Source organism: Paenibacillus phyllosphaerae (assembly GCF_014192105.1).
GTDB lineage: Bacteria > Bacillota > Bacilli > Paenibacillales > Paenibacillaceae > Paenibacillus_Z > Paenibacillus_Z phyllosphaerae.
Map to the genome: position 1 here is coordinate 43,069 of NZ_JACHXK010000023.1, position 24,385 is coordinate 67,453.

General features: G+C 56.4%; 17 protein-coding genes. 1 reads left to right on the forward strand and 16 read right to left on the reverse strand.

Annotated features, from left to right (window positions below; genetic code table 11):
* Nucleotides 1-204: 204 nt before the first annotated feature.
* The 11 genes from FHS18_RS29370 to FHS18_RS29420 form a co-directional block, all read right to left on the reverse strand.
* Nucleotides 205-2,466 (reverse strand): glycoside hydrolase family 3 protein, encoded by a 2,262-nt coding sequence (locus FHS18_RS29370; RefSeq protein ID WP_183603967.1) that lies wholly within the window; start codon nt 2,464-2,466, stop codon nt 205-207.
* 45 nt (nt 2,467-2,511) lie between these two features.
* Nucleotides 2,512-3,810, reverse strand: a complete 1,299-nt coding sequence (locus FHS18_RS29375) for an MFS transporter (protein WP_183603968.1) — start codon at nt 3,808-3,810, stop codon at nt 2,512-2,514.
* A gap of 195 nt (nt 3,811-4,005) precedes the next feature.
* Nucleotides 4,006-6,549 (reverse strand): GH39 family glycosyl hydrolase, encoded by a 2,544-nt coding sequence (locus tag FHS18_RS29380; protein ID WP_183603969.1) that lies wholly within the window; start codon nt 6,547-6,549, stop codon nt 4,006-4,008.
* Between the two features lie 203 nt (nt 6,550-6,752).
* Nucleotides 6,753-8,018 carry a stalk domain-containing protein gene (locus tag FHS18_RS29385; RefSeq protein WP_183603970.1) on the reverse strand — a complete coding sequence of 422 codons (1,266 nt, stop codon included), beginning with the start codon at nt 8,016-8,018 and terminating at the stop codon, nt 6,753-6,755.
* A gap of 74 nt (nt 8,019-8,092) precedes the next feature.
* Nucleotides 8,093-8,674 (reverse strand): MFS transporter, encoded by a 582-nt coding sequence (locus FHS18_RS29390; RefSeq protein ID WP_183603971.1) that lies wholly within the window; start codon nt 8,672-8,674, stop codon nt 8,093-8,095.
* On the reverse strand, nt 8,674-10,113 hold the full coding sequence (locus tag FHS18_RS29395) for an FAD-binding oxidoreductase (protein ID WP_183603972.1): 1,440 nt from the start codon (nt 10,111-10,113) through the stop codon (nt 8,674-8,676). The genes FHS18_RS29390 and FHS18_RS29395 overlap by 1 nt, the downstream gene beginning before the upstream one ends.
* A gap of 277 nt (nt 10,114-10,390) precedes the next feature.
* Nucleotides 10,391-11,140, reverse strand: a complete 750-nt coding sequence (locus FHS18_RS29400) for a YwaF family protein (protein WP_183603973.1) — start codon at nt 11,138-11,140, stop codon at nt 10,391-10,393.
* A gap of 121 nt (nt 11,141-11,261) precedes the next feature.
* A complete protein-coding gene (locus FHS18_RS29405) occupies nt 11,262-11,564 on the reverse strand; it encodes a hypothetical protein (protein ID WP_183603974.1) in 303 nt (100 codons plus the stop codon).
* A 17-nt stretch (nt 11,565-11,581) separates the two neighbouring features.
* On the reverse strand, nt 11,582-11,731 hold the full coding sequence (locus tag FHS18_RS29410) for a hypothetical protein (RefSeq protein WP_183603975.1): 150 nt from the start codon (nt 11,729-11,731) through the stop codon (nt 11,582-11,584).
* Nucleotides 11,732-11,979: 248 nt separating this feature from the next.
* Complete coding sequence (locus FHS18_RS29415) at nt 11,980-13,074, reverse strand: threonine aldolase family protein (RefSeq protein ID WP_183603976.1); 1,095 nt, start codon at nt 13,072-13,074, stop codon at nt 11,980-11,982.
* Between the two features lie 210 nt (nt 13,075-13,284).
* A complete protein-coding gene (locus FHS18_RS29420) occupies nt 13,285-13,581 on the reverse strand; it encodes a DUF2325 domain-containing protein (RefSeq protein WP_246427989.1) in 297 nt (98 codons plus the stop codon).
* Nucleotides 13,582-14,024: 443 nt separating this feature from the next.
* Between FHS18_RS29420 and FHS18_RS29425 the strand changes: the two genes are divergently transcribed.
* On the forward strand, nt 14,025-14,699 hold the full coding sequence (locus FHS18_RS29425; protein ID WP_183603978.1) for a class I SAM-dependent methyltransferase: 675 nt from the start codon (nt 14,025-14,027) through the stop codon (nt 14,697-14,699).
* Nucleotides 14,700-14,770: 71 nt separating this feature from the next.
* Here FHS18_RS29425 and FHS18_RS29430 read toward each other — a convergent pair whose 3' ends face one another.
* From FHS18_RS29430 to FHS18_RS29450, 5 genes are all read right to left on the reverse strand, one after another.
* Nucleotides 14,771-15,466, reverse strand: coding sequence for an LrgB family protein (locus FHS18_RS29430; RefSeq protein WP_183603979.1), 696 nt, complete (start codon nt 15,464-15,466; stop codon nt 14,771-14,773).
* Complete coding sequence (locus tag FHS18_RS29435) at nt 15,453-15,824, reverse strand: CidA/LrgA family protein (protein WP_183603980.1); 372 nt, start codon at nt 15,822-15,824, stop codon at nt 15,453-15,455. The genes FHS18_RS29430 and FHS18_RS29435 overlap by 14 nt, the downstream gene beginning before the upstream one ends.
* Nucleotides 15,821-16,465, reverse strand: coding sequence for an HAD hydrolase-like protein (locus FHS18_RS29440; RefSeq protein WP_183603981.1), 645 nt, complete (start codon nt 16,463-16,465; stop codon nt 15,821-15,823). Before FHS18_RS29440 ends, FHS18_RS29435 begins: the two co-directional genes overlap by 4 nt.
* Nucleotides 16,466-16,643: 178 nt before the next feature.
* Nucleotides 16,644-23,342: a glycoside hydrolase family 3 N-terminal domain-containing protein gene (locus tag FHS18_RS29445; RefSeq protein WP_343060732.1), complete on the reverse strand. Its 6,699-nt coding sequence runs from the start codon at nt 23,340-23,342 to the stop codon at nt 16,644-16,646.
* A 358-nt stretch (nt 23,343-23,700) separates the two neighbouring features.
* On the reverse strand, nt 23,701-24,378 hold the full coding sequence (locus FHS18_RS29450) for a S1C family serine protease (protein WP_183603982.1): 678 nt from the start codon (nt 24,376-24,378) through the stop codon (nt 23,701-23,703).
* Between the last annotated feature and the right edge of the window lie 7 nt (nt 24,379-24,385).

Consider the following 24,385-nt stretch of genomic DNA (forward strand, 5'->3'; position numbering starts at 1 on the left):
ACAGCGGATTTGCTTCATCTTATCACACACCCGAGCTTGCAAAATAGGTATATTCATGGCAAATATATATGCTGTTAAGCGAAAAAAGATCCCCTCCTCCGGGTCGCCCTCGGGCTTGCGGAATTACGGGGACCTTCTTCGTTTCAAGTCCAAAACATCATTGCAAATCTTTTACGTCCAGGCGGCATACGATACCGCTTAGCGTTACTTCTTATAGTTGCGCGTACGGTCGTCCTCGATGACGCCGCTCCAGTTCAGGCCGAAGGCGAAGTCGTAGCGGTTATGCTCGCTGTCGACATGGCACTCCATATCATGCGCGACGTCCTCGAATTGCTCCTCGACCGTCTTCATGTTCGCCGGCATCTGCATCGGCAGCAGGCCCGACGGCTCGGCCGCTCCGGTCAGTATTTCCATGATCGCCTGCACCTGCACGCCGAAGTCCGCGATGATCGCATCGACCTCGGATTCGAATTCCTCCACCACCGTCGGGTTGTGCAGCAGCATGGATACGATGACCGGCTTGCCCTGCAGCTTTTCTTTCGCCGTTAAGACGGCATCGAGGTCCGACGTGTTCTCGGCCGTCACCGACTTGCCCTTATAGGAGCGGTCGAGCACATCCGAATCCCGCGGATCGCCGGCCAAGCTGCGCTCGCGGGCATGCTCGGCCGTGTACGTCTTGTATTGCAGGCTGAGCGGCACATAGCCGTTGCCGCCGCTGGCCGCATCTTCAGCCGAGTAGCCCGAACCGGATCTTGGGCTGCTGATGAAGACCAGGCCGAAGTCCGCCTCGTCCGGATTATCGGTGACGTTGAAATATTTGGCCACGATCGCAAGATTCACCGGGTCCTCCAGCTTCTCCGGCGTCGGATTGCCGAACCAATCTTTGCTTGCCGGCGTGTAACGCTTCGGAATATAGACCGTGCGCTTCTCTTGAAGCGGCAGCAGCTGGTCCTTATTCTTGAGCAGCACGATCGATTTGACCTGCGCGTCGTAGCCTTCCTTCATGAATGCGGGATTGCCGACGAGACTCGCGCTTTCCTGCGGATCCAAATACGGATTCTCGAACAGGCCGAGACGGAACATATTCTGCAGCAAGCGTACCGCCGACTGCTCGAACCGGCTGCGCATGAACGCTTCCCCATGCTCGGCGACGCCCATCCGGTAAGCCTCAAGCACCGGACCCATCTCGTTATTGCCGCCGAATTGGTCCACTCCCGCCATAATCAGCTTGTAGTGGCGCTCCGCTACTGTCAGCTCCTCGACGCCCCAAGGCTTGCCAGAGAGGAAACTGTCCTTGGCGCCATTCTCGTCGCCCGTGATCAGCCAGTCGGTACAGACGACGCCGTCATAACCGTATCGGGTTCGCAGCAGGTCCTGGATCAGATAACGGTTGTAGGAATTGCCGACGTTCTCGCCGTTCACCGTATCTTGGTCGACCGAGATCGTATAATAAGGCATTACCGCGGACGCCATCCCCGTCTTGCCCTCGAGCTGGAACGCGCCGTCCACGAACGGCTTCAGATGCTCCTCGAAATTGTTGCCCGGGTAGACCGCATATTTGCCGCACGCATAATGCGCATCCCGGCCGCTCTCGCCCGAACCGCCGCCCGGCCAATGCTTCACCATCGTGTTGACGCTGTCATAGCCCCAGCCGCCCTCGATCTCCCGCTCCCCTTCCGATGTCTGGAAGCCATCGACGTAAGCACGGGCCATGTCGGTGGAGAGCTTCGAATCTTCGCCGAAGGTGCCATTGAAGCGGAACCAGCGCGGATCCGTCGCGATATCAATCTGCGGGGACAGCGCGGTCGTAAGGCCAAGCCCGCGGTATTCCCGTGCGGCGATCTCGCCGAAACGCCGCGTCACCTTCGGGTCGAACGTGGCTGCCAGGCCTAGCGTCTCCGGCCACATCGAGATGTGGCCGCCCGAGCCGGCATTGAATTCCGAGCTCGAATCCGAGCTGTGGCGCGGGTCGGAGCTGTTGTTGGCCGGAATGCCCAACCCCGTTCCTTCCGCGAACGCCTGAACTTTGTTATTCCAATGCGCCGCGATCTCAGGGCTCTCCACCGTCGTGACGAGAACATGGCGCAGATTATCGTTGGCCAGGAAAGCCGCCTGCTCATCGGTCAGATCCCATGGCTTGGCGCCGCTCTCCTCATACGGTTTGCCGTTATACTTGCTGGCGAACCAGCCGCGGCTTGCGGCCGGAACCGACTGATGCCTGCTGTACAGCATAAGGCCCGCGATTTGCTCGATCGTCATTTTGGAAGCAAGATCTTGTGCCCGCTCCTTCGGACTTAAGCGCCAATCCTCATACTTGTCGAGATTGCCGTCGCGGCTAAGATCCTTGAAGAACAGTCCGTCCTGCTCCAGAATGGTAACGCCGGATTGCTCCGAGTAGCCGAGCGTTGGTCCACCTGGATTCTTCACGTATTGAATCGTCTCGCTGGATTCCGTTTGCGTCTTCATTGCATGTCGTCCTCCTTTATGTTCAAGGCATGATTCGTGTAAAGATTAAACCGCTTTTCTCGACGTGTCTGCCGGAGCTGCTGCATCTCTGCGTGCCTCGCCGCCGACTTCAGGGAGCGGACGAACCGCGAATGCACCGGCTACTACGCATGCTGCCAAGATGATGTAGAAGAAGGACCATCCGCCGATCGCGAGCAATACGGGCGCAATCGCCGGCACGATCGACTGCGGCAATGCGTTGGCGACGTTCATCAGGCCGAAGTCCTTCGCCGCATCTTCCTTGCGCGGCAGAATACGCGACACGAGCGCCATATCGACGGCCGAGAAACAGCCGTAGCCAAGGCCGATGACAGCGGAAGCGATGACATAAACGGCGTATTGCGGGATGAACGCGTACATTAGGATGCCGACGACCATAATGGCCGCAGAACCGTACAGGAAAGGCTTTTGCTTGCCGAACTTATCGGACAGTACGCCGCCGAACACGCTGGTCAGCGCCATGCCGACCATGGCGATAATATTGATGACGCCTACGCTGGTCGTCGCTTCCGCTTCCGTGAAGCCCATCCGGTTCACGAGCATGACCGTCAAGTAGAGGCTGCTGCAATAGCCCATCATGAGCAGGAACTTGGAAGCGATGGCCCATGTGAACTCCGGATACTTGCGCGGGCTCGGGTAGATCTTGCTCAGCTTCTCGCCAAGGGAGATGTGCGACTTCGGCTGCTGGACGACTTCGATTCTGCCGTCTTTAATGATGAACGCGCTGATAATCGGGCCGATAATCCCGCAGATCGCGAGCAGCGACCATTTGACCTCGGACGGTACATCCGTCATGACCATCATGAGCACCATGCCGATCGCCATTGCTACCGGCATCATCAGTCCGAGAACGCCCGATACGGTCCCTTGCTTGCTCTCTTCCACCTGATCCGGAATGAGTGCCGTATATGCGGCCATCCCGAAGTTGAAGAACAGCTGCGCGATCGACCATCCGATGACGATCTGCCAGATCTCCGTCGCCAAGCCGACCCATAGCAACGCGAGCGAGCCGATAATAGGACCGATCAGCATCCACGTCCGGCGACGGCCGAACGCGATGTTCGTGCGGTCGCTCAGCGCCCCGCCGAGCGGGTTACCGATCAAGGCGAAGAATGCGCCGACGCCGGAGACGAGACCATAGGACGACGTGTAGCCGTCAGGATCGACTTCGATCATTTTGAAGGTGAGAAGCAATAATGCCGGTGTCATGAGCGCAAGCATCATGAGCCCATACCCGAGCGATATTCCGAACGTTAGTCTTTTCAGGGGCGTTACGATCTGCCCTCTTATTGCTGATCCTGCCATACGATGACCTCCTAGGGACAAATATGCTTGAATTTGAAAACGTTATCTGTAAGCGATTACAACTTGATTATAAAAGAAAACGCCTCCCAGATGAGAGGCGGCGGCTTAAGGTGTTTTGTTACGATTTTTACGTTGTTTTGCGATAACGCTTTCATCGGGCTGCCGAAGCACATTAAAAATTGACCCGAAACTTTTCTACGCTTGAGGGATCAACTCCATCAGCATTACGCCATGGGGCTCGAGAACGGAGACGTAGTTCACATGCGCTCCGCCCTCTATCTTCGTCACGTACCTGCGCGGATTGGCGCTTGCCTTCAGATAGCTCACATCTTCCGTCGTGATGCTGTCCGGCGCGCCCATCTCAACCCAAGAGTCATAGCTGCTGCCATGCTTGCGACCCAGCGCGGTTATCTCCATCTTGTAGGTTCCATCGGGCACGCCTTGCAGATCCATCTCCAGCTTCACCGTCTTCACGTTCTTGAACGCATTGTATCGGTTCGTCGCATCGATGAACGAGATATCGCCAAGCGCATACAGATCATCGAAGTGGCAATAGTTGAAGGTTAGTATCTGGTACCCGCCGCGGCCTGTCGTGACGATGTAACGGTCGCCCCTTGCTATGAGCCGGTCGCCGAGCTTCGCGAGCAGTTCGTACGCGATCATGCCCGCCTTCGGAATCCCATACTGGGCGAGCAGTCCGAGTCCGCCATGGAACAGCATCGGCGAAGCCGCCGTCTCCTCGATATTGTCGCTGAGCACCCAATAGCCGAAGCCGTCGATCGCATCCAGATTGTCCACGATATTTTTGGCGATATAAGCGGCCTTATACAAGGTATCGTTGGTCAGTTCCCGATGATAGGCGGTCGAGTTCCATTCCGTTAAGTAGAGCTCTACATCGTCGATGCCTAATTCGCGAAGAATCGCCTGCTCCTTCGCCAGGCAATCCCTCAGGAAATCCGGATTGGCCGATACGCCGCCGAATTCCTCCAGCAGCTGGCGGTACGGCGTCCAACTCTTATCCATCTCCTGCCGCAGTCCCTCTGACCAGTCGTCCAGCGTATCATGCGGATAGAAGTGCAGCGGGATGAAGTCCGGCAAGCAATCATGCTCCCTGCAATAGGCGAAGAAGTGTTGATTGAACGCTCGCGTCTCCATCGAAATGACGGTCCCGGGCGCTCCGATCTGCAGCTTGTCCGAACAGCTCTTGAGCGTACGGTAAGTAACTTGATACAGTTCGAAGTATTCCTCCATCGTGCCGGGCCAGAACAACTGGAGCTGCGGCTCATTCCAGAACTCGAATTTCCAGCTCTCCACCTCGGCGGCTCCGTACCGGTTCATGCAATGGCGCAGGAAGCGTCCGACGAGCTCGCACCAGCGATCGAGCGACTTGGGTCCGCTCACGTAGCTCTGGTTGTAGAAGATCGTCTTGCTGCGGTCATGCGCCAGCTCCGAAGGCATGAATCCAAGCTCCACGAACGGCTTCAGCCCGATCGATAGCAGGAAGTCGAACAGCTGCTCGACGAACCGGAAGTTGTAGATCGGCTGCCCTGCCTGCGTCTCCTGATACACCATCATCGCATCGTCGAAAATGCCGTGGAAGCGCAAGTAGCGGAATGGACAGCGCCGCTGAAGTTCGCGCAGCTGCTGCTGCACATCGGCGTGCAGCCCTTCCTTCGCCTTGCCGATCGTGATCAGGTTCCGCCACGTATGCCGGATCGGCGCGTGCCGGTTATCCCCGGACAGTTGCAGCGGAATATGCTCCGTCTCGATTCCCTCGACATGATCCGTCTCCTCCAGATCTCGCACCTTGCTCCGCTGCAGGAATTGATGGATGATCCCGAGCGCGCTCGATTGGCTGAACGCCATATAATTCGATGAGGACGAAGATTCCCGCTTCGTCTCGGTCTCGGGGCGATAGCGCTTGCGGTAATCGTTCGGCGTCATATGGTATTTGTTCTTGAACGCCGCGTAGAACGACTTCGCGTTCGGGAAGCCGTGCTCCATCGCCATGTCGGCGATCGGCGCTTCCTCGAGTCGAAGCAAGGACTCCACCGCATTTTTGAGCCGGATGCTCGTCAGGTAGGACTGGAAATTGAGACCGAAGTTCTCGCCGAAAAACTTGGATAAATACGGCACGGACAGATACTCCCGGTCCGCCAGGTCCTGCAAGGAGATCGGCTCCCTGTAGTGCGTCTCCAGATAGTCGATGATCCGCAGCATCCGCTCCATATATTTCTCGCTGACCGCTTCCCCGCTAGCGGGAATTCGGAACTGCTTAAGCAGGATGGAGAAAATTTGGAGCATGCGCGCCTGCATGTCGAGCTCGTAATACTCGCTCTTCTTATGCTTGAGCTGCACCATCTCAGCCAGCAGCTGGCGAATCCGATCAAGCGCGGGACGCCTCTCCTTGCCGGCCGAATGGGAATCGAATCCGAAGCTGGCCGCTTCGACGCCCTTCAGGTTGGCCTTGAGATAAGCGTCCGGGATCAGATAGGTCGCGATAATATTTTTGTCCAGGCCGATCACCTCATGCACATGGCACGAGTTGATGAGCAGCACGTCTCCCTCGGAGAGCGCCGTCATCGTCTGGTTGACCGTCACCTCAAGCGTCCCGCGCAGCACGAAGATGATCTCCACGCTGTTGTGCCAGTGGCTCGGGATGTAATTCACGCTGTGGAGCGATACGTCGAACGGCAGGTTATCGCTCGTCTCCACGAACTCGTAGATGGAATGTTTCAACGCCTAACCTCTCCTATACGCAAGGCAATCCGGCGAGCGCGCCCCCTCAGGAGCGCCCTCGCACCGGTGCACGTTTACGTTAACGTCAATGGATATGATAGGCATTAGTGTACCACGAGAGCGGGCTTCACTTACAAGCGGCAGACGCAAAAATCCCTCGCAAGCCAATGTGAGCGCCACATGTTGCAAGGGATTATTGGTTGTTATTTGCCAACGGCAAGCTCGAACTGATGCGCGACTTCTCGAATCTCCTCTTCCGAGAAAGCTCCCGAAACGCCTGCATTGCCTTCCGTCATCGCGTAGTAAACCCGAGGCTGCGCGAGCAGTAAGTGATTAATGTAGATGGACAAGGTCTTCCCGATCAAATCCGTCGTGATTTGCTCCCATTTGGCTGCGTCTTTGAACGTAAAGTAGAGGCTATATTGCGTGCCCCCATTAAACCCCGGTTGCTCCATGACTTCGATCGAACCCGGCACAATATCATCACTGGTCAGCAGAACATGGCCATCCTCGTCTTTGAAATAAATCTTCACTTTCATAAGCGGCTCTATGAGGGCGATCATCGCTTCAAAAGTCTTCACCAAACCTTCGTGATCCGGTGTCATATAATCATAGAACCCTTCGCTGGCATTGTTCTTCCCGTCTATTGCCAACTCAAGGGCATTCGAATTCGTAAGCCTTGTTGTCAAATTCGGGTCGGCTCCGTTGTCGAGCAGCAATTGCACGACCTCCAACTTACCGTTACTGACTGCGTTATGAAGAAGCGTATATCCAAAATGCGGAATACCGGAACCCGCATAATCAAAATCTTGATAATTGACAGGAAATCCAGCTTCTAGCACCGCTTTCGCTTCCGCTACCGTATCAATCGCGAAACCATAAGGCATAATTCCATCCACACCTACCGGAATCGTGAGGTCCTTCCAATCCTTAAGCAATGCCTTCAACTGCCCCGCATCGTCTTTTACTAGCGCGTGAATAAGCTGGTTCTGGTCATAAGTCAGCACCCAGAACAGCTCGATGTGCCCTTTGTAATACTGAAGTGAGCCGCCGCTGGACTCGACGATGAACCGGAGCGGTATGTATAACGTGCCCTTCTCCATGGTCGGCGCGACCCGGAGCGTCTTCTTCTGATGATCCACTTCATCCGTCGTTGTATTGGCTTTGAATTGTATCGCGTGACTAGCATTGGATAATGTCCATTCCTTCGCCATAGACGACCAGGTCAGCTTCAACTTCAGCGCAGCTGCAGCCGTTCGCACCGCGATCATATTCTCGCTAACGCCTTTGACGCTTATTTTCTTATAGCCAACAGGCTGTCCGTTCACGTACAGCGGGATTGGCTTCGCTTGTTGCGAAGTTTGTTGCGAAGCCTTTTGCGCTATCGCCGGATCAGCTGCCGAGGCGATCGGTGCAAGTGCTATGGCTATTAGCGTAAAAACCAGGAGCAGCAGCGTCCATTTTCTCATCCCTATTCCCCCATGTTATGAATTCCTCACTGATCCAACTATGGAAAAAGGTTTTCATAGTTTCATAGGTTCTCCTATTCCAAATCAATAGTTCCTGTATGTTCGAGACGTCGGATAATCCGCAGCCTTCTGTCCGCCCGCGCCGTCATCCATGCGCTCCAGCCATAGAACATGGCGCTCACATAGAACAGCGCCTGTATGGTCAGCCAATCGATGACGTAACCCCCGAGTAGGACGGCCAACCCGGAGGCCGCCGACGTCCAGAAGTGAAACGAGCCGATAACAGCGCCGCGCCCGCCTGCTTCCGTATGCTCGGCCAGCAGAAGGCGCTCGCTCATCTTTTGCATCGCGTTGCAGATGCCCATCAGCAGCTGCAGCAAGAGCACCATAGCGTAGCTCTCCACCCACGGGAACGCCAGCATAGCGGACATCATCCCGATTGAGCTCCAGGTGAGCATCCGAAGGCCTTGCTTCTCTAGCCGCGGCGCCAACCATTGGGAAGCGGCAGCGGAACTGATCGTGAATACCGCGAACGCCAGCCCGTATTTGGAGAAGCTGTTGCCGAGATTTTTCAGGAACAATAGATAATAGGGGTAGATCATGCCTCCTGCCAGCGTGATGAGGCTCTGCGAACGGATCAACCATCTCGTATCCATTAATGTCCCTCCCCTCTATAATCCATGTAGAAGTAGTTCATGAACCGATGTTCCGGATCAATCTGATCTTTCTTGGCGAAAAATGACGCCTGCCCGGGATATGCCGCTTGAAATTGCTCGACGCTCGGATAGGCGGCATAAGGCAAGTAATACGTCCCTTGATGCGCGAGTACGCGATCGACGACCTTCCGGATGCCCGCTTGCAATCGCTCCTGCCCCTTATCCGACAGCGGAGCATGGAACAGGCAGACCAGCGCGAACATATCCGATCTCGCATAGGAAAGCGCCGCTTCCTCATCCCGCTCCACATAACGAACCGTAATGTTGAGCAGATTCAACTCCTCTTCATGCAACACGTCTCGAAACTCGCTGACGAAGCTCGCGAACTGATCCACCGGCACAAAATATTCCTGCAGCAAATCGTTGCTACTCGCATCATGGAATTCCATGAACGCGGATTCGGACCGCATCGCATTGTTGCGCGTAATCCGGGTGCCGTCTTGCATCGCGAAGAATCGCTCCTGCATGCGCCAGAATGCATTCTTCCCCCAATCAGATGTCCGGTTCAGGTTAAACATCAGTTTAGCGGCCGTTACGCCGAACTCCCGCGTCTTCAACTTGTCATGGCCTTGTAGCGGGACCGACTGCTCCTCCGCATAATTGATCGCATACATGTCGGTCAAGAAGCTGTCCGGCGCGACCGAGATCCGGGCAATATGCATCTTCACGTCCGGATTACCGAGCACTTGATCCCGGAAGTATTCGCTGTAACGGTCCACATCTGTTCGCTCGATAGCCATCCGGTACATCTCGTTCTCCGTAAGCGTCAAGGTAATATCGAGAATGATCCCGAACAAGCCGTAACCGCCGATCACATAGGGGAACAGATCCGCATGCTCCGTGCGGCTTACGTTCACGATCTGACCATCCGCTTTCAGCAGGCGAAAGGATTCAACGGTCTTGATGGGCGAGCCATTCCGAATGTCCCGTCCATGCGCGTTCACGCTGATTGAGCCGCCGATGGTAAACATATTTTGCGACTGCATCACCTTCACCGCAAGCCCGTACGGATTAACGTAATCCTGCACAGCTTTCCAGGTAGCGCCTGCCTGCACGCGAATCGTTCTGCGCTTCGGGTCGAACTCGAGCACGCGATTGTAGGATGTCATATCCGCGACAATGCCGTCTTTGTAGTAGGTGTGCCCGCCTTGACTGTGACGCTGGCCTGCGATGGAGATGGTCAGACCTTTGTCCCGCGCTTCCTTCACCAGTTCGCGCAGCTGTTCCTCCTCGTGTCCGCTGGCTACCCGTTCGACCTTTACCGGATGAAGCCGGCTGTAATCGGTGATGAGGTACGGATCCTGGCCCGGAGTGTCGTTGTAGGTATAGTTGAGAAGACACAGCGCGGCGAGCAAGAGCAGCGCAACCCATTTTGTCATGCGGAAACCTCCGGCCTCTCGGTTTTATTCCAATCTGTACACACTGTAACGCGCATGATGGGAAGCGGATAGTACCAAATTCGCATAGTACCTTTTGCATCTTTTGCGGCCGCGCAAGGTGAAACGGCTTGCGCCGTCCTCTGGCGGCGTATTAAGTTTCATTCCAGAGAAATAGAAGATGATTAATAAACGTGAAACTTATACATTCTTATATTTCAAAAAAACCGCCGTCACATGGACAGCGGCTACTACGCGTGATATTCGGTGAGATATACGGTTAATCACCTTGCTTATTCAGCTGCAGCTGCCTCCGCTCACGACGATTGCCCGCATGGAATGGCGCATACAACAGCAAGAAAATAACGACCGCCAACCCTTCCATCGACAGCAGATACCAAGGGTACGGTCCGAGAAGATCGAGCACCGAGGCGGTGTCCGGCTTGCGGGAGACGAACATGTAATTGCCGCCTGTCGCCTTGTTCACGAGCAGGATAATGACCAGCAGCAGATTGAGGAAGATCATCGTGAGCCCGATCGAGCGCAAGGTCGGACGGAACTTCTCCACCCAGACCATATAGAGAACGGCCAGAATGATGAAACTATGCGCCAGGAAAAATTGCAAGAACCGAAAATGCGGGAAGCCATACGTGAGCACAGGCGTCAACAGCGCCTGCATCGCGCCGCCGATGCCGGTGAAGTAGACGATCTGGAACAAACGCTTGCTGCGGAACAGCAGCATCAAGATGCACATATAAAGCGAGATGCTGCACAGCTCAAGCGGCAGCGTATCGGACAGGCCGAACGCGTCCTCGCGGACATACCAGACATTGAGCGCCGCCTCGGCCGCACCTAGTATGCCGACCAGGGTAAGGCGAGCGAATAGCCTCCGTCTGTCGCCCTGCTGCAGCCAGCTTTTGGCGACATAGAGCAATAAGATGAGCAGCGCACATGCGACTAGCGCAACAATATGCGTCAGCGAGAAAGCCGTGAATCTCGTATAGTCGCCGCTTAACGTGAGCATTCCCATTCGTTAGTAGCCCCCTTTGGTCGATGAGGAACAATTCGATGATCAGGAAATAAATTCCTGCCCGAGTAGAAGCAAAAGCCCGAACATGCTTCCATGTCCGGGCTTCGCGCGTCCTCGACGTTTAGAGGACCAATAGCAGTATCGTAATCGGTACAATCCATAAGAGCGGTAAGCTATTCCAGATGAGCGCCGCCTTGTACCGCTTCTTGGCGAACAGCACCCAACCCGTGATGATGCCTGCGATAACGCCGATCGGATAAGAGGCGATGTAGAGGAAGAACAGCCACGTCGGCACATGCGTCGCCGCTTCCGGGCTATCGAACATCATGATCGACAAACCTGCCACGACCATCCAGACGATAATGAGCAATACAAAAATAAGTTGCGAAATAATAAGTAATGTGAGTGTCTTGTTGCGGTTCATCTGAATATCCCCAGTTCTTAGTTGTTGGACAGCTGCTCGTGCGCCGTCTGCTTCGACTTCCATTCTTGTTGCCACTCGGTTATAAAAGGATGCTGCTCTACAAGTTCGCTCAGCCGTGCGAGCGACTCGGATTTCTTGCCCTGCTTCCACCTTTTTGCTCCACGCACCACTGTAACCATCGGCAGGATGGCAAGACCGTACGCGCAATCGACTATAGGCTAACCCGTATAAAAGCAGGAGACCCGATCGCTCGAGTCCCCTGCAAATTATAGCATTACCTTTCACTAGAAGCGACGATTAAATTGTAGATGCCTTGGGCTCGCGCCGATAAGCCTTTAGGCGCACAGTTGCCGCTTTAATTGCCCGTCACCAATCATCACACTCACTTGGCTTGTACCCTGCACAACACCAGGATTTACAACGTCTTCAGCTTCTCGCCCAGCAGCGCGAACGCTTCTTCCAGCTTCACCTTCGGAATCGCCTCGTAACGATCCCCGAGACTGAGCTCGAAATACGATTCCGCTTCGCCGCGTACGCGTACATAGGACGTAAGGCCGACGCCCGTACGTTCGCATACTTCCGCCAGGATCGGTGTCATCTGCTCCACCGTCGCTGCCATGTGCACATGGAACATATTCGACACCGGGACGGACGGAACGGTCTTAATCCGTTCTCCGCATGCGTTGACATAACGGGCTAACTCCTGCGCTTCCTCGTAATATTGCGCCATCTTGCCAGCGCGATGCTCGTAGTAATAATCCGCGCTCAGAATATACGGATACAGGTGGATCAGATCGCCGCCGTGGCGTCTTTTCCACACTTTGGACTGCTCGGTGAAGGCCGTATCGCCGGCCAGAATCGCGCCCGCTACGCCGCCGATGCCTTTGTAGAACGACATATAGACGCTATCGAACAACGCGCAGATCTCTTCCGCGCTCTTCTGGTAGAACGGAAGAATCTCAAGGAGCCGCGCGCCGTCCAGGTGCAGTTTGATCCCCTGCTCCTTGCAGTAAGCGGAGATGGCTTCCAGCTCTTCGAAGGCCGGCAGTTGGCCGCCGATCTCTCGCTGCGGCAGTTCGAGCAGCAAACATGCGATGGGCCGGTCGATCCGCTTGACATCCTCCAGCGTGATGACCTGTTCCTTATCGCCAAGCAGCACCGGTTCGATGTGATGCAGCTCGTGCAGCCCGCGCTCCTCGTGAATTTCAAGATGGCTGAGCGGATGGTAGGCGACTTGCTTCAGTCCCCGTTCGTCGCACCAGATGCGCAGCGCGATCTGTTGAGCCATCGTGCCGCTCGGGAAGAAGACGGCGGATTCCTTGCCGAGCAGAAGCGCCATTTTGCGCTGAAAATCTTCAATAATGGCTCCCTTACCGTACATATCTGCAACCATGTTGTCGTCCATTCGCGCAAGTGCCTCTTTCAACACCTGAATGTCCCGATTGCCATGCCCGCCGAGTTTATATGCTGCTTGATTGAATGCTTCCAATAATGGGTTGGTGTTCTCCATTTGCCCTCAACCTTTCTCACGATGCCGATTCTCGTACAACGATTTAGTATACCATAGGGCAGTCTAGCAGATGAAACGCCAAAAAGACCCTCTTCCCACCGATACGGGAAGAAGGTCTATCTACAAGTCGAATATGCTGTAATTGCTGCCACCAACCTTTAGTTCGTTATCAAGTTACGCGATGTGTAGAGGGAGTTGATTGCTACAAGATTAACCGATCAGGCGAAGCGCCTTCTCGAAAGCGCCCGTCGCGCCAAAGCCGTCATGGTAATCGATCTTCTTGCCTTTCTTCTCCGCCAGCTCGCGTACCGCCCACATCGAGGTATGCTTGATCGCGCCTCTTAGAATGATCACCACATCCGCCCGGTTAATGATTCGGGTAAAATAACTCTCCACCGAACCGCCGCCCGTCTTGCCATCGTGATGCTCCACGATAAACCCATGCCGCTCGCCGAGCTTATTGAACGTATTCGTCTGACTGCCACCGATAATCGCTACAACCTTCATCCTCATCCCTCCGCGTCTGAAGCTTACCGCTCCCGTTTGTAAATTATTGTTACTTCTATCATAACTCCAATTACTTTAAAGTCAATAAGTTTAGTCGGATTTAAAATTAAAAATAAACCAGGGCTTGGTTATTGCCCCGGTTCATTGCTGGCGGATCGTTCCTTATTGGCTAGCGCCGGTCGCAGGCTCGGACCGCTTGGCAATCGACACAGCCATCTTCTCGATGGAAACGGCTCGATCATGCGTTAGAACGCATTTTCAACGAACTTTAAGCACCCGCTTATAGTCAATACCTATAACCATAATGAGATATATCTATTTCAATAATGAAGAACAAAGCAGTAGTATGGATCTAACCAGATGGAACGGCTATCGTCGCCTTTCATGGCGGCACGCATTCCATGCAACAAACGATGATCTAAATAGCGAAGGAGTGAAGCGTTATGAATCCATACGTGAAACAGCAGTTCGATCAGGTCGCCAAGGAATACGATCAGCAGCGCAGAGGACTTATCCCGTGCTTCGATGATTTCTACGGCATTGCCGCATCATGGGTCCATGCCACTGCTCAGGAACCGCGCATTCTCGATCTCGGCGCAGGCACCGGCTTGTTCTCCGCGTTCGTGCAGCAGAAGTACCCGCAAGGCCAATTCACCTTAATGGACCTTAGCGAGGCCATGCTCGACCAAGCCGGGATCCGATTCGGCGATCACCCGAACGTGAAGCGGATTGTGGCGGACTACACGGCTTTCCCGACAACGGAGCCCTATGACGCCATCATCTCCTCGCTGTCCATCCACCATCTGACGCACGAAGCGAAGCAGGCGCTGTTCCGCCATATCTTCGCCGCGCTGAAGGACGGCGGCGTGTTCGTCAATGCCGACCAAGCCGCTGGACCATCGGCTTTCTTCGATGAGAAATACCGGCAGCTGTGGCTGCAGGAGATCGGCCGAAGCGGCTTACCGCAAGCGGCGATCGACGCCTCCATTGAACGCCGCAAGCTGGACATCAACGCGACGGTGAGCGATCAACTGGCATGGCTGCGGGAGGCGGACTTCAGCGAAGTCGATTGCGTCTATAAGCATTATGATTTTGCGGTCTTCGTCGCGATCAAGTAACAAGGTGAGCGATAGGACAAAAGCTGCCGGTCTCAGATAGACCGGCAGCTTATTATGTTGCGGGATCTCGCCTATCGAAAAAACAGCAGCGTCACCGGCACCGACAGCACGGTCATGACGACGCCCATGACGCCCATCGCAAGCCCCGCGTACGCGCCTTGAACCTGCGAATCGCGCATCACCTTGGCCGTGCCTATTCCATGCGCAGCGGTGCCGACGGCAAGACCGATCGCGCGATCGCTGCGAACGCCGATCAGACGCAGAAAGGACACGCCGACGAGGCTGCCGAACAGCCCCGTCAGGACGGTGAACACCGCGCCCAGCTCGGGTACTCCGCCATACAGGCGGACAAGCTCAAGCGCGATTGGCGTCGTAGCGGATTTCGGCATCATGGAAGCGGCCAGCTCTTCGTTCCCGCCGAGGCACAGGACAATTGCCGCATTGCCGGCCAGACTGACGCAAGCGCCAAGCGTAACGCCGACAAGTATCGGCAGCCACTGTTCCATAATACGCTGCCAGTTGCGATACAACGGCAGCGCAAGCGCGACGGTCGCCGGCCCGAGCAAGAACGTAATCAGGCTGCCGCCTTGATTGTAGTCCTCATAAGGAATATCGAGCACGCTCAGCATCACTATGAGAATGACCGAGCAGAGCAGCAGCGGATGGATCCAACGGTACCGCTTGGACAGCTGCAGCGACAGCTCGAAGACGCCGATCGTGGCCGCAACGCCGAAGACGGGCATCGACCAGACTTCATGCCCCCACATGGTGCTCCCCTTTCTGCACTCGCCGTTTGCGCGCTTCCATCAACTGAATCGCGTAACCAGTTGCCGCCAGTACGAGCAGCGACCCCGGCACGACCGCGCCCGTTACGGGCAGCCAATTCTGCTTCAGCATTGGCGCATATACCATCACGCCTACAATGATCGGAGCGAAGAACAACATCAGGCGAGAGAGCAGCAGCTCGGCTGCCTCCTTAATCCAGGCTTCCTTAATCCAGCCTTGGAGCAGCGCGGCCAGGAGCAGCACCATCCCGACCACTTGACCGGGCAGCGGCGCGCCCAGCGCAAACGTAATCAGCTCTCCGAGCAGCCAGAAGGCAGCCAGGATGGCGAATCCTCTCATGTACGCTCCAATGCTTCGATATACACTTTGAAATCCGCAATCGATGTGAATAGCTCGTCAGGCGACGTCGACCGGAGCTGCTCGATGTCTGCCGTCTCGGCCCATGCCGCGGCAACCGCTCCTACGCCTGCTTCTCTCGAGTTCAGAATATCGCTCGGCGAATCGCCTATGTAGATGCATTCGGCCGGATGAACCCCAAGACGCTCTACGACAGCCGCGATGCCCTGAACCTTGCGGGGGCCATGCACCCAACCTGTCTCTATCACTTCAAAATATTCCCGCATCCCGAAGATCTCTAGTGTAATCTCCGTGCTCCGCGCTCCCTTGCCCGTCACCATCGCCAACCGAAGTCCCTTGGCCTTCGCAAGCTCGATGATGTCGATCATGCCCTCGAAAGGCTTCTCGCACATCGGGTGAAGCTTGCGGTAATGGATGAGATAATCTTCAACGCCCTGCTCCTCGTGTTCCGGAATGAGCGCGCGGATCGTCCCTTCCTCCGAAGGACCGAAGGTCGCGATAATCTCCTGATCGCTCAACGTCCGGCCCGCAAGCGGTTCAATCGCATTCTTGAATGCTCGAATACATAACGGTAACGTATTGCCGATCGTCCCATCCAGATCAAAAATCAGACATTGCGCCACAATTGCTCTCTCCCTTCCATATCGGCCAGCTTAGGCAGACCGCATAGGCCCGCCGTCGCTCGCCATCCTACTCTTCCCATACTCTATCATGAAAGTGCCGAGGCCGTGTACAGCAAAAAGCAGCCTTACCCCGTCCGAGACGAGATAAGGCCGCTCTGGATGAAACTCGAATTACCTCTTACTGTCGAGCAAAAAGCTTGAAAATCACGGTTGCGGCTTGCGCTCTCGTCGCATTCGCTTTTGGCGCGAAGCTGCCGTCCGGCATGCCGGTCATAATGGCCGCGCCTTGAACCGCCGCTGCCGCTTCCTTCGCGTATGGAGCGATTTGCGCTTCATCTGTAAAGGACGCCTGACCGCTGCCCTCGAAGTCCATCTTCAGATGCTGGCCGACGCGGTGGATCATAACCGCCATTTCCTCCCGCGTAATACGGTCGTTCACGCCGAAGCTGCCGTACTGCTTGCCCTTGACGATGCCCAGCTTCTGGGCGCTCGCAACTGCGCCCGCATACCATGTGCCTGGCTGTACATCCGTGAATGCAGCTGTCGCCGTGTCATCCTGCAGGTCGAACGCATCGACCAGCATCTTGATGAACGCTGCGCGCGTGACTTCGCCGTTCGGATCGAACAGCCCGTTGCCCGTACCGTTAATGGCGCCTCTTGCCGCCAGCGCCTCAATGCTGTCTTGTGCCCATGCAGCCTGCTCAAGATCGCTGAAAGTAACATTCGCAGAAGCTGCCGCATACGTGCTGAAATGTTCCGCCGTGAAATCTACCGTTCCCATTGCCGGATTGTACTTACTTTGTTTCACGACTTCGAGCGTGCCCGCATCGCTCACATAGTAGATGACAACCTGATGCGGCTTCTCTTCCGCTTTCAGTCGATAAGGAATCGCAACCTCCACCTGGTGCTCGCCGAAGCTGTTCACCGGCTTGCCGTCGATCGCCAGTTCGAAGTCATAGATAACGCCGCCATCCAGCTGCTGCCGCACATCTGCCGGAAGGGAGGCAGGGTCAACCGCCGATACCGTCAACTCAAGCGTTCCTGCAACCGTGCCATCTAAGCTGCGCAGCAAGTCCGCCGGAATCGTAAGTACAGCCAAGCCCGTGTCCAGCTGGATCGTCTTGGTCGTCTCGTTCAATGCCAGCTCATCCGCCGGCAGAGACAGTTTCACTTGTTTCGTTCCTGCAGCAGGCTTGACGACGAGCGCGACCTTGCCATCTTTGCTGCTCGCGACGCCAGCCTCAAGCTGTGCTTCCGTAACCTGAACAGTGGCCGTGCCATCGCTATCGGTTATCGGCTCGACCGTGATCGTGCCATTGCCTGTAGTCGGTTCGGGCTGCTGCGGTCCCGTTGGCTCCGCAGGCGTTGTCGGATACGGATACGATCCGCCACCACCGGATTGCTTGACGGTTACGACCGCCGTTGCCTCATGGCCGCCGTCTTCGGACTTGACCGTAATCGTCGTCTTGCCGTATGCAAGCGCCGTTACTTGACCGCGTTCATCGACCGTCGCCACGCTTGGTGCGCTGGAAGTCCAGGTCAGCGCGTCGTTACTGACGATTTCCGGCATGAATACCGCCTTCAGCTCGCCGGTCTCATCTTTGCCGAGCTTAAGCTCGGTTGGTTCCAGCTTAATTCCGGTCACGGCAACTTCCGCGTCCGGTGCGGCGTAGAACGCCACATAGCTGTCCGTCATCCCGTTCTTCGTCACGATCGCGCGAACGACTTGGCCGGACGTCACGGCCACCGGAGCCGTGTAGAGTGCGCTGTCCTTGGTCGGCAGCGACCCATCGAGCGTATAGCGAATCGCCGCGCCTTCGATGTTCGTCGTCAAGGTAACCAGCTTCGCACCGTAATCCGTTGCTGCCGCAGAGATAACCGGCGCTGCGGCCTGCGTCACGACCGCTTCAGGCGTGCCCGGCTCCAGCGAGAACCAGTCGAAGTTGAAGCCATCGCCTTGGTCGACGATACGAATGGTCTGCTCGCCTTTCTTTAATGCCACGCCGAACGAAGCTTGCGCGTAGTTGCCCCATCCGCCCGTGGAAGGAAGGGATACGGAACCTTTTGCCGTTCCGTCGGATAAGAGCACTGCCGACACCCCGCCTTGCGGCGTTGCGTACTGCAACCGTACTTTGTACCAACCATCCTCTGGTACGGAAATAAGGTAGTCGAACGTCGACCCGCCAACCGTATACCCCAGATTGTTCCGCTCATTGCCGTACTGAATGACCTGTTGTCCGGCCGCGATGAACGATTCCGCCTCCGCGATCAGGACGCCGCCTTCTCCCTTGCGCGTTGCGGTGACGATCTCGAAGCCGAGTTCCCTCAGATCGAAATTGCCGTTCGAACCTTGCACGCGAAGGGTCTGCACGCCTTCTTGCAGCACGACGGCCAGCCTTGCGCCGACGAAATCGGTCGAGCCGTACAGATTCGGGATCACGTACGAACCGAGCGTATTGCCGGCTCCGTCTTGCAAGAGGAAGCCGCCGCCATTCGGAGAAGCTACCTTCATCGTCACCGCGTAGGTGGTTTCGGCCGGTACATTAAGCTTGAATTCGGCCCAATCTCCGGTACCGAAGCCGGTCAGCTTCGCATTGGCTGTACCTGCGCCGTCGACGGATACGCCGGACAGCTGATAATAATCATTCCCCGTCACGGCCGATGCCATGATGTCCGTCGGCTCCTGCTTGTGGCCCGCTCCGATCAGATTGACGGTGCCGACCAGCGTCTGGCCGCCAGTCGAATCCGCGTAAGCCGTAACCGGTACGTGGAAGGACAACGTCGTATTCGTCTCGTATGGCTTCTCGCTATCCCAGAGCAGCTGGACGTTCGCTTCTCCAGGATTCACCAGCGTAACCGTCCCCTTCGTAATGCCGAGGTCTGCGGCCTCGCCGCCAAGCGTAATGTCCGCCAATGCCGCCTCGTTGAACGTGCCGCCGCTCAGCTTGAGGCTGACCGTCTGTTCATTCACGTCGTAGAGCAGCGTCTGCGGATCGACCGTCAGGACAACGGGCTCTTTCTCTTCCTCGACGATAATCCGGTCCCACTTGTAGGTGAGGACGGATTTGGCCGGGATCGTGCCCGCGATTTGCGTCCCGTCGCTGACAAGCTTGAAGGTCTGCGACTTGTTCGTCTGGTTGATGACCACCGATACGATCGTCTTCTCGTCCGGGCTAAGGAAGGACACGTTCGTCACCTTATCCTTCGACCCGTAGTTGCTGTCGATGCGAATATAATCCGGGCGGACGAACTTCGAGAAGTTGCCCAGCATGTAATATTCCGGCGTCAGCCAGTAGCCGTCCTGGTTGCTCGAATCTTTGATCACCATCGTAGGGTCAGGCGTGCCGACCCATTGGTGGGAGGCGATATCGCTGTCGAGCATGACGACCCAGGAGTTGTAGCTCCGCGCCCAGTTGCGGAAATATTGCGCGATCCGGTCCGCGCCGGTCGTGCCCCATACCGCACGTTCGGTGAGGTAAATATTTTCGTCCGGATACATGTCGTGCAGTTCGGTCATCATCGTCGGTTCGCCGGCGTAATCGTGGAAAGCCGTGCCGTCGATCGCTTCCTGATTGGCCGGATCTGCCAGCATCGGCGCCGGGTAACTCATCGCGTCGTTGAAGTTGTGGTCGAAGATCCACAGCTTCACATCATTCAGGCCAACCGCGTCCAACTTCTTGCGCAGCAGCTTCGCCAGCTCCGCCTCCTGCTGCCACGGCATCTTCGTGCTCGGGTATTCGATCTCGAGCAGCGGTTCGTTCTGCAGCGTCATCGCCGAGATGTTGATGCCCTGCTCCTTATACGCTTGAATAAACTTGACGTAATAGTCCGCGAGCACCGGCAAGTATTCGTCCTTCACCGAGCCCTTGATCATGCTGTCGGTCGTCTTCATCCAACCCGGAGGACTCCATGGCGAAGCGAAGAATTTCATGTCCGGCTTGATCGCGACGATCTTCTTCAGCACGTCGATGATGCCGTAATCGATATCCTTCTGGATCGAAAAATGCTCCAGTTTCACATCGGTCTCGCCGGCTGGCATGTCGTCGTACGAGTAGAACTTGCGGGACGTGAAGTCCGCCGTTCCGATCGTCAGGCGCGTCATGCTCATGCCGATGCCTTCGGTGTCGCTCATCAGCTTCTTCAGCAGCTCTTCTTGCTTCGCCGCGGACAGCTTCGTCAGGTTGAACACCGTCGATTCCTCCATGGAGGAACCCATGCCCATGATCGACTGGTATTGCTTATTCGCGTTAATCTTGATCGTCGTCACGTCGGCATCTTCGCCTACAGAGGTCAGATCGGTATCGCCTTGTTGCGTCAGTTGGGACGCTTCGTCGCCTGCCTGCCATTGCGGCGCGTAATACCACCGCATATTCTGGCTGTTACGTTCGGTGGACAGCCAGCTCTCTACCGCGCCTTGACCGCCCTCGACCGGAGCTTGCGGCGTGATCGTGCCGCCCGTGTCGCCCTCATCGACGACAGCTGGAGTGAACCCGGCCGAGCCGAACCAGTTGAAGTTGAGGCCGCCGTTCGTGAACACCAGCTTGATTTTCTGTACGCCCGCGGCAAGCGCGACGCCTTTCACGGTCGCCGTCTGCCAGCTTTGCCAGCCGCCCGTGTAGCCTACGCCCGTCAGCTTGCCCAGCTCGCTGCCGTTCGCATCCAGGATCTGCATGCCGGAATCCGTGATAGATGCTTCGCCTCCGGCGTAACGGAAGTCGATGTCATAAGCGCCTGCCGTCGGCACGTTGATGTAATATTCGAGCCAAGCATCTTTTGCCGTATAGCCGATATTTTGCCCGCCGCCGGTGTCCGACGTGTTCTCGGTCTGAAGGCCGGGGGACTTCGCAACGAACTTCTCGGCTTCCACGCGCTCGTATGGCTGCTGATCCCCCGGCTTATCCGGGATCGGCTTCAGATCCGGCGTCGCCTCTTCCTTCGTCAAGCCGTAGCCATAGTCGAACTGCACGTATTTCTCTTCGAGGTTAGACGTGCCTGCCGCGGATTTGGTATAAGCTTCGGTGAAAAACGGCCAACGCACAGGCAGCTTGCCCGAAAAGTCGCGCTCGCCGAACAGTACGTCGGCAACGCCATCTCCCTCGGTGCCTGGCAGCCAGGCCTCAATAAGGCCATCCCAATCGCTGAGGCGATCGCCGATCATGAGCGGACGGCCGGAGACGAGTACCGCGATCGTCGGCACGCCGGATGCCTTCACGTTATCAAGCGTTGCCTGATCTTCGGTATCAAGCACGAGCTTGTTCAGGTTATCCCCGTTGCTCTCGGCATAAGGCGCCTCGCCGACGAAGACGATCGCGACGTCGTGGCCCGCCGCTCCGCGACCATGCTTGTTGTACGTCACGTCCTTGGAATCGCCGACCTTCTCGCGGATTCCCTCGAGAATCGTTGTTCCATCCGTCGTCTTGCCCGCGGCGCCCTGCCACGTAATCGACCAGCCGCCGGATTGCAGGCCGATGTTGTCCGCGCTCTTGCCCGCGATGAAGATATCGTCCATCGCTTCCAGCTGAGACAGAATCGGCTCGCCGTTCACCTCGTCGTTCTTGAGGAGCACGAGCGATTCGCTTACCGCCTGGCGAGCCAGCGCGCGATGCTCGTCGGAGCCGAAATCTGCCGCCAAGCTCGGATCCGTCATCGGATGCTCGAATGCGCCGGACTCGAATTTGACGCGCAGGATGCGGCTTACCGCGTCGTCGATTCGCGCCTGCGTGATTTTGTCCTCGGCCACAAGCTCCTTCAGGTAGGTGATCGTCGCCTTCCAATCCGTAGGCATCATCATCATGTCGACGCCTGCATTGACGGCGACCCGGATCTGATCCTTCAAGCCGCTGACCGCCTTGCCATCCCAGTCCTTCGTAATCTGCTGCACCGCGTTATAGTCCGAGATGACGAAGCCGGTGAATCCCAGCTGTCCCTCGCCGGTTCCCTTCAGCGCATCGGTGAGCAAACGCTTGTTGGCGTGCATCTTGATGCCCTGGATGCTGCTGTAAGAAGCCATGACCGTACGCGCGCCGGCCTTGATCGCAGCCTCATACATCGGCAGGTTCAACGCGGCGACCTCTTCCTCCGTCATGCCCGTGATGTTGCCTTGGTTGACGCCGCCATCGGTAAGGCCTTCGCCCAGATAATGCTTCACCGTTGCCACGACGCGGTCGGTACTCTTAAGTTCACCGGACTCGTAGTCGCCCTGAAGCCCCTCCACGAACGCCGCGCCCATCGAAGCGACCAGCTCCTGGTCATCGCCGAAGCCTTCGTAGGTGCGTCCCCACTGAATGTTCTGCGGATCGGCTATCGTCGGCGCGAATGCCCAATTCGTCCCTGCCGCCTTGACCTCCTTGGCCGTCGCTGCGCCGATCTGCGTCACAAGCGCCTCGTTGCGAGTCGCGCCCAGTCCGATGTTGTGCGGGAATAGCGTTGCGCCGATCAGATTGCTGTTGCCATGGATCGCATCTACCCCATAGAGGATCGGAATGCCCAGACGCGTCGACAGCGCGCCAGCCTGATAGCCGTCCACGAGCGCCGCCCACTTCTCCTGCGTGCTGTCCGCCTGCTTCCCGTTCGGGAACGAACCGCCTCCGCTGAGCACGGAGCCGAGCAGATAAGTTCTCACGTCCTTCGGCGTAACCGATGCGCGCTCGGCTTGCACCATCTGCCCGATCTTCTCCTCGAGCGTCATTCGCCCGAGCAAATCCTTGACCCGCTCCTCGATCGGTAGCTGCGCGCGCATGTACGGCACGAGCGAGCCTTTCGTTACCGCCGATGCGGCCGGTGCTGCGCTTACCGCGTACGGCGCCGGCAGTAAACCGGTGACGAGCGAGGCCGCCAATACGACCGCGGACACTCTTGAAAACTTGCGTTTTGCCACGAATAGTTCCTCCTTCAGTCAACTGGCATTCGTCCATGTCCCTTCGTGCAACCACCAGAACGATGCCAGCTTCATAAGTCCCTAACCAAAATGTAATCCATTACATTTGGATGCGTTTTCATTATAGCTCGTTTCGGAGGCGGAACATTAGGTCTCATTTTTTAGGTATGGTTGCATTTTTTCAGGTCAAGGCTATTTGACCCTCATTTCCTTGAACACCTCAAACTTCCTTGCGCATCATGCCGCTTCATGCAAAAAAGACGCCCAAGCATCGCTGCCTGGGCGCCTAAACGTATAGCTTACTTTCCTGCTGCTCTTGTTTTCCGTACGTGCTTCATTTTCTTGCTGTCGGAGCTGCTTACTTCTTGCCGGAAGTCTGCAAGCTGAGCACATCCTCCATATCGATCACGAGATGGATATTATCCATCGTTCTCAGCGATCCGGAGATGATCCCGGCCAGTTGCCCTTTCTCATCGATGAGCGGACCGCCGGACATGCCGCTTACGATCTCGGCCGAAGTCAGGATACGGTCTCTCCCGTTAATCTCCGCGCTCGGATTGTTGACGATGCCTTCGGTAATGATGACCGTATTCTTGAGCGGGTAACCGATCGCGAATACGTCTACTCCGGGACGCAGCGCATCTGTCCGTACGGGCAGATAAGCATAGCCCGCGCTGCTGCCGGCCCCCGAGGCCGGAAGCTCGATCAAGGCAGCGTCGGTCAGTTTGTCATAGCTGAGCAGCTTGACGCCTTTGACCGTCCGACCATCCTCGAAGACGGCCTCCATCGTCGCCGCATTCTCCACCACATGATACGCGGTGGCCGCTTTCCCTTTGGCATCCATAACGACGCCCGTACCGACTGCTGCTACCGTCCCATCCGTTCGAAGCGAGCGAAGATAGAATACGGCATCCTCTGCTTGCTCGAACGTTTGCTCGGCGTTATACGGCCCTGGGACATCGGCCTCCACCTTCGGGTATAAGAGTATACAGCCCGTAATCAATAAGGCCATACTAGCTAACATGAATCTGCGCATACAGACG

What these genes read in the sequence shown, in the direction of transcription:
- FHS18_RS29370 (WP_183603967.1), bottom strand. Translation starts at nt 2,466, where the DNA reads ATGAAGACGCAAACGGAATCCAGCGAGACGATTCAATACGTGAAGAAT.
- FHS18_RS29375 (WP_183603968.1), bottom strand. Translation starts at nt 3,810, where the DNA reads ATGGCAGGATCAGCAATAAGAGGGCAGATCGTAACGCCCCTGAAAAGA.
- FHS18_RS29385 (WP_183603970.1), bottom strand. Translation starts at nt 8,018, where the DNA reads ATGAGAAAATGGACGCTGCTGCTCCTGGTTTTTACGCTAATAGCCATA.
- FHS18_RS29390 (WP_183603971.1), bottom strand. Translation starts at nt 8,674, where the DNA reads ATGGATACGAGATGGTTGATCCGTTCGCAGAGCCTCATCACGCTGGCA.
- FHS18_RS29395 (WP_183603972.1), bottom strand. Translation starts at nt 10,113, where the DNA reads ATGACAAAATGGGTTGCGCTGCTCTTGCTCGCCGCGCTGTGTCTTCTC.
- FHS18_RS29400 (WP_183603973.1), bottom strand. Translation starts at nt 11,140, where the DNA reads ATGGGAATGCTCACGTTAAGCGGCGACTATACGAGATTCACGGCTTTC.
- FHS18_RS29405 (WP_183603974.1), bottom strand. Translation starts at nt 11,564, where the DNA reads ATGAACCGCAACAAGACACTCACATTACTTATTATTTCGCAACTTATT.
- FHS18_RS29415 (WP_183603976.1), bottom strand. Translation starts at nt 13,074, where the DNA reads ATGGAGAACACCAACCCATTATTGGAAGCATTCAATCAAGCAGCATAT.
- FHS18_RS29420 (WP_246427989.1), bottom strand. Translation starts at nt 13,581, where the DNA reads ATGAAGGTTGTAGCGATTATCGGTGGCAGTCAGACGAATACGTTCAAT.
- FHS18_RS29425 (WP_183603978.1), top strand. Translation starts at nt 14,025, where the DNA reads ATGAATCCATACGTGAAACAGCAGTTCGATCAGGTCGCCAAGGAATAC.
- FHS18_RS29430 (WP_183603979.1), bottom strand. Translation starts at nt 15,466, where the DNA reads ATGTGGGGGCATGAAGTCTGGTCGATGCCCGTCTTCGGCGTTGCGGCC.
- FHS18_RS29435 (WP_183603980.1), bottom strand. Translation starts at nt 15,824, where the DNA reads ATGAGAGGATTCGCCATCCTGGCTGCCTTCTGGCTGCTCGGAGAGCTG.
- FHS18_RS29450 (WP_183603982.1), bottom strand. Translation starts at nt 24,378, where the DNA reads ATGCGCAGATTCATGTTAGCTAGTATGGCCTTATTGATTACGGGCTGT.